Below are 8,285 nucleotides of genomic sequence, written 5' to 3'. Positions count from 1 at the left end.
CGAAGTTGCTGGGCAGCAAAAACAGGTCAAAGGCGTTCATATAGGCGGGCACATTGCTCTGCACCCCCGCGAAAATCACCCGGTCGGTCAGGCCGTGGCGGGCCACCGCCTGCCGGATGTCCGCTTCCATCTCGCCGCCGCCCACCAGCAGCAGTTTCCACGCGGGGTCGGCGGCGGCCATCGCCGCAAAAACCTCGATCAAAAACAGCGGGTTTTTCTGGTGGTTGAGCCGCCCCACAAACCCGGCCAGCCGGTCAGCGTCGGCAATGCCGTACTGGGCCCGGGTGGCGGCGCGGGCCGCTGCATCGGGGAAAAACCGCCCTTGGTCCACGGCGTTGCAGGCCACCGCAAAATTGGGTTTGCGGTCGATGTGGTCACCAAAGACGAACCGGCCCGCGGCCACGCCGCAGCCGAGGAAGTAGTCGGCAAAGAGCTGGTAGACCCCGTGGGCTGCCCGCCAGGTCAGGGTCAGAGGCGGGTAGACGATATGGCTGTGGACGATGATCTTGGCCCGGGGACAGAGCAGCCGCATCATGCCGCAGACCAGCGCGCCGATCTTGCTGGCGGTGTGGTAGTGGATGATGTCGTAGTCCTTATGGGTGCGCAGGTGGCGCCACAGGGCCACGATGCGGTCCTTTTTATGGTCGGGCACGGCAAAGATGCGCACCCCGGCGGCTTCCAGCGCGGGGGCCGAGGAGGCCTGTTCCGGCGGGCACTGTCCCACGAACAGATCCACGGGATAGCGGGTCAGGTCCATGTGGAGCAACAGGTTTTGCACATAGCGCTGGACGCCGCTTTGTACCCCCAGATGGTTGCCGATCATCAGAATCTTCATAGGTCTTCCTTATTTAATAAGATCCACCACGATGGAGAGGGCGCGGTAGGGATGCTGCACCCGCTTGTCGTGGTCCGGCGTGCGGTCCACATAGCCCAGCGTGTAGTCGATGGGACGGGTGACCGACTGGCCGTTTTCGTCGTAGTAGTGGTAAAATTCTGCTTTGGGGAAGGGGCTTTGGTCGGCCAGCGCCTTGACGCTCTCCCAAACGGGGAACCACAGGTGGGCGCCGCCGCCCAGCTTACCGTCCCGATACCAGCCGCCGCCGTCCGGGTCAAAAACGATCTTCCCATCGGCGTCCTTCTGGCAGCGGTTGGCGTAGACATCGCACCGGTAGTCCGGCACCGAGATGCGCATCCGCGCCCCCGGCTTGAGGATGCGGTAGACCTCGGCCAACACAGCGGGCAGCGCCTCGTAGGGGATGTGCTCCAGCACGTCCTCGGCCTGATAGAAGTCCACACTGTTGTCCTTGAGGGGATAGGGCTGGGTGATGTCGTGCTTGATGGTGTTCCAGTCCGCCTGCTTGATGGACAGGCCGATGAAGCCCTGATTCTCATACAGCGGCACCGCCGGGATGTCCCCCGCGTAGAGCCGCAGCACATTGAAGGTTTCGGCCTCGGCAAAGCTCATCTTGTGGAAGAGGGTGTCCCCCAGTTTCCAAAGCCGTTTTCTCCAAGTAAGTTCCATGATTCGCTCCTTTTTTCTTGCCCCGGGTTTACCAGTAACTGCCGCCTTCCACGGCTTCCCGGTTGGCGATGCCCTCGTTTTCCGCCGGGCGTACCCACGCGTCGTTGTACAGCTTGGACAGCACCGGGTGGGTGTCCCACCGCTTGCCCTTGATGCCGAAGAGTAGCTGGGTGGCGCCGCTCATCTGGATGGCGGTGTGACCGGTGTCCCGGGCATGGCCCGCCAGCGGCAGGCTGTACGCCCCCGCCCCCACAATGGCCACCTCGTAGTCGACAGCATCCATCTGGGCCTGCATGGCCTCCAAGGCGTCAAACCAACTGGCGTAACCGGTCTCCTGCCCGGCCAAGCCCTGCACGGCCCGAATGACCGTCAGGCTGGCAAAGGCGGGCAGCACGTCGGTGCCGGGGAAGAGGGCTTCCCGCTGGGCGTATTGGCGCAGGATGGTGTCCTTAAAGGGATGGACCACCAGCACCTTTTTGCCCGCCAGCGCCCCGCTCCAAGGATGGGGGTGGTAGTAGGGTTCCAGCGCCCGCAATTTGGCGAACACCGTGCCCTTGCAGCCCCGGATGACCTCCCGCTCGGCCCCCACGTCCCAGAGGGCCAGCAGGTCGGCGCTTTGGGCACAGGCCACATACTTTTCGCAAAAGCGGCGCAGCGTGTCGTCGTCGGTGGGGAATACCCCCGACAGCGCCCGGATGTCCTGCCGGGTGCGGTCGGTAAAGTGGTCGCCGTGGGCCATCCAGTCCGCCACGGTGCGCATCTCGGTGGCGCCGCAGCGGGCAAACAGGAAGGGCCCGCCTTTTTGGATGGCCGCCCGGGCCAGATCGTTGCCGGCCTCGGCGTCCAGCACCTTGACCCCCCGGTATTTCCAGCCGAACCGCCACCCTTTATAAAGGTTGCGGGCGGTTTCCAGCAGGGCGTTATCGTTGTCCATGGCCGACCTCCCGCTTGTTGGGCAGCAGCGTCAGCGCCAGTTCGGCACTGTTCTGCCACAGAAAATGTTCGTTGATCCGCCTTTGGGCAGCGGCGCCCATCTCGTCATCCACCTGGTCCAGCGCGGCGGCCATCTCGGCCACCGAATCACAGAGGATGCCGCTGGTGCCGTCCTCGATGATCAGGTCAGGCCCCGGCGCATGGCGGGCCACCGGCGGGCAGCCCGCGTACATGGCTTCCAGCAGGCTCATCCCAAAAATTTCCTGCTCGTTGAGGTTCACAAAGGCGTTGCAGGCATGGTAGTAGACATGCACCGCCGTGTTGGCCAGTTGGGGAATCAGCCGGCAGCGGTCCGAAAGACCCGCATCGTTCAGCCCGCGGCGCAGCGCGTCGCTTTGACTGCCCTGCCCCACGATCACCGCCTGCCAATCCGGCGCAGCCTGCAGCAGCGGCACCAGATCCAGCGGCCGCTTGTAGGGGTCCAGCCGCCCCACAAAAATCAGGATCTTGGCGTGGGGGTCCAGCCCCACGGCCCCCCGCAGCTTGGTGCGCTCGGCGGGCACGTCGGGGATGATGGCGGTGTCCAGCCCTACGGGCATCAGCCCGGCGCAGGGCACCCCCATGCTTTCCAGTTCCTGCACCACCGCCGGAGTTTTGGCGTAGGTGGGCGTTTTTTTGTAGATAGCCAGATTGCGGCGGAGCAGCAAGTCCATGACAAGGCGCACCGCCCGGTGGTTGGAGGCGCTCTTCAGCGCCCCCAGCTGGCTGTAAAACAAAATGCCGTGACGGCGGCAGAACCGGTAGAGGGACGGCACCCCGGGGGAGTTGTCCCCCATGACGTGGACAGCGTCCACCTTTTCGTCCAGCAGGATCTGCCAGCTTTTGTAAAAGGCCTGCGAGCCCAGCTTGCGCACCGGCAGATAGTAGATCTTGACGTTGGGTTCCGGTTCCTCCACCGTGGGGGCGTCGGCGTCCGGCGCAGGATAGAGCACGATGCCCCGGGCGCCCAGCGCCGCGAAGGCCCGGGCCAGACCTACCTCCTGCCGGTTATACAGGCCTTTGCGGCCCGAAGGCCCGCAGTAAAACTGCGGGATAGCGATGGTTTTCATGAATGGGTTGCCACCTTTGCAAGATACCGCGCGTCGATGACTTCCAACGTGTCATCGCGGCAATAGGTGTGAATGCCGATGATGTCCTTGGGGTCCAGCCCCTCGATGCGGACGCCCTGAGGCAGTGCGGCGCAAAGCGGCACCTCGGAACTGCCCCGCCGGGCGGAAAATTGCAGATAGACCCCGTAATCCACTGTGGTGCTGACCTGCGTGGGATGGATGACCTGCTCCCCCAGCAGGAAGAGCGGTCCGGCATTGCGGCTGGTCAGGTCAAATTCCTGATGCTGCAGGTCGAAGGTTTCATCGGGCAGCAGCTCAAAGGGTTCGGCGGCCGGTTCCGGCGCTTCGGTGCCGGGCAGCGGCGCAGCAGCCGAGACAGCATGGCGCAGGGTGAACCGCCGCCACCGTACATAGAGCTGGTTGTCGGGCTTGGTTTCGCTGCAAAGCAGCGTCAGCGCCGCCGGGGTGCGGTCCACCAGAATGGCGTCGCACAGTTCGGCATCCACGGCGAACCGCTGGACCAGCTCCCACTGGGTGGGGAACGTCCGGCAGCGGTAGAGCCGCAGGCTGTGGTCGCTGCCGGTCTCGGGGATCATCCAAGTCTCGCCGTTCCAGTCAAACACCGTGGGGAAGGAAAGGTGAAACTCCTCCTCCAGCGCCACCTGCCAGTCCCCTGCCTTGCCGTCGTCCTGCAGTTCGCAGACTTCGATGCGGCCTTTGCCGGTGGCCAGGTCCATGGCTTCGGCAAAAAGATACCGGTGGCCGCCCCGGCGATAGAGCAGCGGGTCGGCAAACCAGAACCCCTCCCGCCCCGGCAGTTGGATGTAGGGCGCAGCCCCCAGCGCAGGCAGGGGGTCGGCGCCTTCCGCCGTGGGCACCGGCCGCACAGCGATGGTATAGATCTCTTTTTCGCCCGTCAGTTTGCGCAGCAGCCGTCCGGGCGGCATGTGCAGGGCGCGATACAGTTGGTTCATGGTGCTTCCTTTGTATATAAGCGCAGCAGTGCGCGGTAGTTTTCTTCTTCACTGTAAGTACGGCGGGCCGCGGCGGCGATGGCGTCGCAGTCAAAGGCGGCGGTGTGCAGCGCTTCCACCGCGCCCGCCAAGGCATGGGCATCCCCGGGGGCAAACCGCAGCCCGTCGATGCCGGGCTGTACCGACGCCCCCACATTGCCCAAATCGCTGGCCAGCACCGGGGTGCCCAGCAGGTGGGCTTCCGCCGGGACCAGCGCAAAACTCTCGTAACAGAGACTGGCGGCCACCACGGCCTTACTTTCCGCCATATGGCGGTGGAGTTCCGCCGGGGAAAGCTGGCCCAAAAAGCGCACCTTCGGCCCGGCATGGCTTTTGGCCCATTCCCCTAAGGGGCCCTCCCCCGCCACCAGCAGGTCGGGGGCGGTGTCCCCCAACTGCTGCCATGCTTCCAGCACGGTGGGTAGCCCTTTGAGTTCCTCCAGCCGTCCGGCAAAGAGGCACTGGTTTTTCCGCTGGTGCCACGGCAGGATGGGCCGGGGCTCCACACAGACAGGGTTGGGCTTGACCACCAGACGTTCGGCATCAAAGGTGGGACACATGCGGTTGTATTCCAGCAGTTTGCGGCGGTCAAAGTCCGTCAAAGCCACCACCGTAACGCCCCGCCAAGTGCCCAGCCGCCGGTGCAGCCCGTAGGCAGCCGCCACCACGGCGGTCTGCAACAGACTGCCCCGGTAGCAGTGGTGACGCAGCGCGCAGGACAGCCCCTTGTGGGGGCAGTCCTCACAGACAGCGCACTCCCGCAGCAAAATGCCATTAGGGCAGAACAGCCGGAAGTTGTGCAGCGACTGCACCACCGGCACACCGCTTTGTTTGGCTGCCCGAACCACCGCCGGGCTGAGGAGCAGCAGCGTGTTGTGGATATGGATGGCATCGGGTTTTTCCCGGGCAATCAGGGCGCGCACCTCCCGGGCGGCGGCAAAGTTCCAGACGGCGCGCAGCGGCAGCAGCAGTTTGGCCAGCCCGTGGGCGGCTTCCTCGTTGCTGCGCTCATACACCACCACGGTATGACCGTGGCGTTCCAACAGCGCCCGCTCCGCCGCAAAGACGGCATCCTCACCGCCGGGCAGGCGGTAATGGCAGTGGATGAGCAGGATCTTCACGCCGTTTCCTCCCTTTATGCTATAGTTCGCCTATTTTGCTATTATACCCTTTTTGCCGGTTCTGCGCAAGAACGCACAGCAAAAAGCCGGGGCCCCGCAACCAGCGGGGTCCCGGCCCGAAATCAGGAATCTTTGTACTGTTCTTCCCGCAGTTTCTGGACGTTTTCCTCAATATGGAAGTTCTGGTCCAGCAGCGGGTAGATGGCCATTAGGCTGAGCACCGCGGGCAGCCAGGTACCGGTGATGACCAGCAGCACCGAGCTGAAAGGCCAGAAGAAGAGCAGCGCACCCCAGTAGGCAAGCTGCCATACCACCCCCAGCATGGTGCGGGGCAGGTAGCCCAAGAACATCAGCACGGCATTTTTGAGCACCACCCCAAAGGGCAGTTCCAGCAGCACGATCTGGGCAAAGACATACTGGGCCAATCCGGTCAAGAAGATCAGCCCCACCAGCAGGGCGACAAGGATCATCGCCCCCTGCCCGGCAGGCAGATGGTAGACGGTAAAGATCTGCATGGCCAGCACCAGCCCGCCCAGCGCCCCGGGCAGCAGAGCCGCTTTGGCGTTGCGCTTCCACACCCGGCGGTAGGTGGTCCACCAGTAGCCGGGTTCATCCCGCAGGCTGCGCAGGATGACATCCTGCAAGCCGCAAAGCTGGGGGGCGGCGATCATACCGCCCAGCACACCTGCCAGCAGCGCGGGCAGCACCGCATGGCTGACCAGCGAAAACCAGACGCCCAACAAAAACGGGATGGCGCTGAGCATGGCCAGCAGGCCGGCCAGCCAGAACGAGGTCAGGTCCCGGCCCAGCACTTCGACAAAACGGGCAAAGCCCTTTTTGCGGGGGGTATCGGGGTCCACACCGGGCCCCGGACGGTCATAGTGCATGTTGAAAAGAGGCATGGTTTTTCTCCTTATTCTAAGCCGTACCGGGCCGCACCCTGTTCGATGATCTGGTCGGGTTCCAGGCGCAGGCCGGGGCGGCGTCCTTTTTGGGCTTCCACCACAAAGAGCATGGGCAGACTGTCGGGACGCTGACGGGCAAAGGTCAGCCGTTTGGGTTCCAGCCGGGCGGCCCGCAGGGTGCAAAAGACCTCGGCCAGTTGGTCGGGCCGGTGGCAAAGCAGGAACCGTCCCCCTTCCCGCAAAGCGCGGGCGGCGGCGTTCACTGCATCGGCCAGCGTGCAACTGTCGGTATGGCGGGCAGCGGCCCGCATCGGGTTGGGGCTGCGGGGTCCGGCGGCAAAATAGGGCGGGTTGCAGGCAGCAAAGTCATACCGGCCTTGCTCCGCTCCGGTGCGGCAAAAGTCCCGCAGGTCGGCGCACAGCGGGGTGATATGTCCGGCGTCGTTGTCCCGCACCGCAGCGGCGCAGAGGGCGCTGGCCGTGGGGTCCAGTTCCAGCGCCGTGCAGGGCCCCCGGTGGCCGTCATCATGCCAGACCAGCGCCACAATGCCGCACCCGCTGCACAGATCCAGTGCCCGTTCCCCCGGCCGGGGCTGGGCAAACCGGGCCAGCAGCAGCGCGTCGGTGCCAAGCCCCGCCCCCGGCGCGGTGTAGACCCGGGTGCCGTGGTCGAGGATCTCGGTCTTATTCACGCTTTATCGCGCAGCAGCGCGTATTTCATCAAGCCCACTTGGGTCTTGGAGTCCTGGATGGTGCCGTCCAGCACCATCCCCAGCGCCTTGTCGAAGGGCATCTTGACCACGTCGAGGAACTCGTCGGGGTCGAGGTGCTGGGCCACGGGATGCAGCCCGGTGGCAGCCCAGACATAGATCTTCTCGCTGTCATAGCCCACCGTGGCGTAGACCACCCCCAAATCGGTGAAGTGGTCGGCAGTCAGGCCGCACTCTTCGCCCAGTTCCCGCTTGGCGGCCTCGAAGGGGTCTTCCCCGGCTTCCAGCTTGCCGGCGGGCAGCTCCCAGATCTCCTCCCCCATGGCGTAGCGGAACTGCCGGACCATGTAGACGTTGCCGTCGGCGTCCACCGGCAGAATGCAGGCGCCGCCGTGGTGATGAACGACCTCCCTGGTGCTGGTGTTGCCGTTTTCCAGCCGGACGGTGTCCAGCGTGACCCGGATGACCCGGCCCTTGAAGATCTCTTTGCTTTCCAGTGTGGTTTCGGTATGTGGCATAGTGCAAGGCTCCTTTGCGGTTGGATTTGACTTGCCCCTATTGTACCGCAGCCGCCCCCAGGAATCAACCGCATTTTTACCGCCGTGCAGGGCTGTTTTTATTTGTCTGCGGCGGCGGACATGCGCCGACGGCGCAGACACCGCCAGGGAAATTCGACGGCAAATTGTGTGTGAGGAGCCCCGCGACGAGTGCGCGATTTGCCGCCGAATTTTGTCGAGGGGGAATCCAAAGGGGGGAATAGGCCTGTCAGGCACCGCCGTGCAGGACTGTGCCCCTCTTTGATTACTATAAACCAAAGTGGGGTCCGCCCCAAGGGCAGGCCCCACTCTGGTTGGTATAGGAAAATAAGGGAATGGTAAGGGAAAAGCGGCGTATCAGACGATCTTGCGGGACTTGTGCACGCCGGTCTTGAGGAACTCCACCCACTCGGCCACGTTCACGGCGTGGTCGCCC

Annotated in this window: 9 protein-coding genes; all 9 read right to left on the bottom strand. The window is 64.2% G+C overall.

The window, feature by feature from the left end:
- Positions 1-835 (bottom strand): glycosyltransferase (locus tag Q0526_RS08470; protein ID WP_298732495.1); only part of this gene is annotated, 835 nt, incomplete at its 3' end.
- A gap of 9 nt (positions 836-844) precedes the next feature.
- Positions 845-1,522, bottom strand: coding sequence for a methyltransferase domain-containing protein (locus tag Q0526_RS08465; RefSeq protein ID WP_298732493.1), 678 nt, complete (start codon positions 1,520-1,522; stop codon positions 845-847).
- 28 nt (positions 1,523-1,550) lie between these two features.
- Positions 1,551-2,456: a hypothetical protein gene (locus Q0526_RS08460; protein ID WP_298732491.1), complete on the bottom strand. Its 906-nt coding sequence runs from the start codon at positions 2,454-2,456 to the stop codon at positions 1,551-1,553.
- Positions 2,443-3,564 (bottom strand): glycosyltransferase family 4 protein, encoded by a 1,122-nt coding sequence (locus tag Q0526_RS08455; RefSeq protein WP_298732489.1) that lies wholly within the window; start codon positions 3,562-3,564, stop codon positions 2,443-2,445. The genes Q0526_RS08460 and Q0526_RS08455 overlap by 14 nt, the downstream gene beginning before the upstream one ends.
- Entirely contained in the window at positions 3,561-4,538 is a 978-nt protein-coding gene (locus Q0526_RS08450) for a hypothetical protein (RefSeq protein WP_298732487.1), read from the bottom strand. The genes Q0526_RS08455 and Q0526_RS08450 overlap by 4 nt, the downstream gene beginning before the upstream one ends.
- Positions 4,535-5,698 carry a glycosyltransferase gene (locus Q0526_RS08445; RefSeq protein WP_298732485.1) on the bottom strand — a complete coding sequence of 388 codons (1,164 nt, stop codon included), beginning with the start codon at positions 5,696-5,698 and terminating at the stop codon, positions 4,535-4,537. The genes Q0526_RS08450 and Q0526_RS08445 overlap by 4 nt, the downstream gene beginning before the upstream one ends.
- A gap of 122 nt (positions 5,699-5,820) precedes the next feature.
- Positions 5,821-6,600, bottom strand: a complete 780-nt coding sequence (locus tag Q0526_RS08440; RefSeq protein WP_298732483.1) for a hypothetical protein — start codon at positions 6,598-6,600, stop codon at positions 5,821-5,823.
- 11 nt (positions 6,601-6,611) lie between these two features.
- Complete coding sequence (locus tag Q0526_RS08435; RefSeq protein ID WP_298732481.1) at positions 6,612-7,295, bottom strand: methyltransferase; 684 nt, start codon at positions 7,293-7,295, stop codon at positions 6,612-6,614.
- A complete protein-coding gene (locus Q0526_RS08430) occupies positions 7,292-7,831 on the bottom strand; it encodes an NUDIX hydrolase (protein ID WP_298732479.1) in 540 nt (179 codons plus the stop codon). The genes Q0526_RS08435 and Q0526_RS08430 overlap by 4 nt, the downstream gene beginning before the upstream one ends.
- Positions 7,832-8,285: the final 454 nt, after the last annotated feature.

Source organism: uncultured Subdoligranulum sp. (assembly GCF_937890665.1).
The sequence above is the reverse complement of the archived record's forward strand: the minus strand, read 5'-3'. Positions and strand labels throughout refer to the sequence as shown.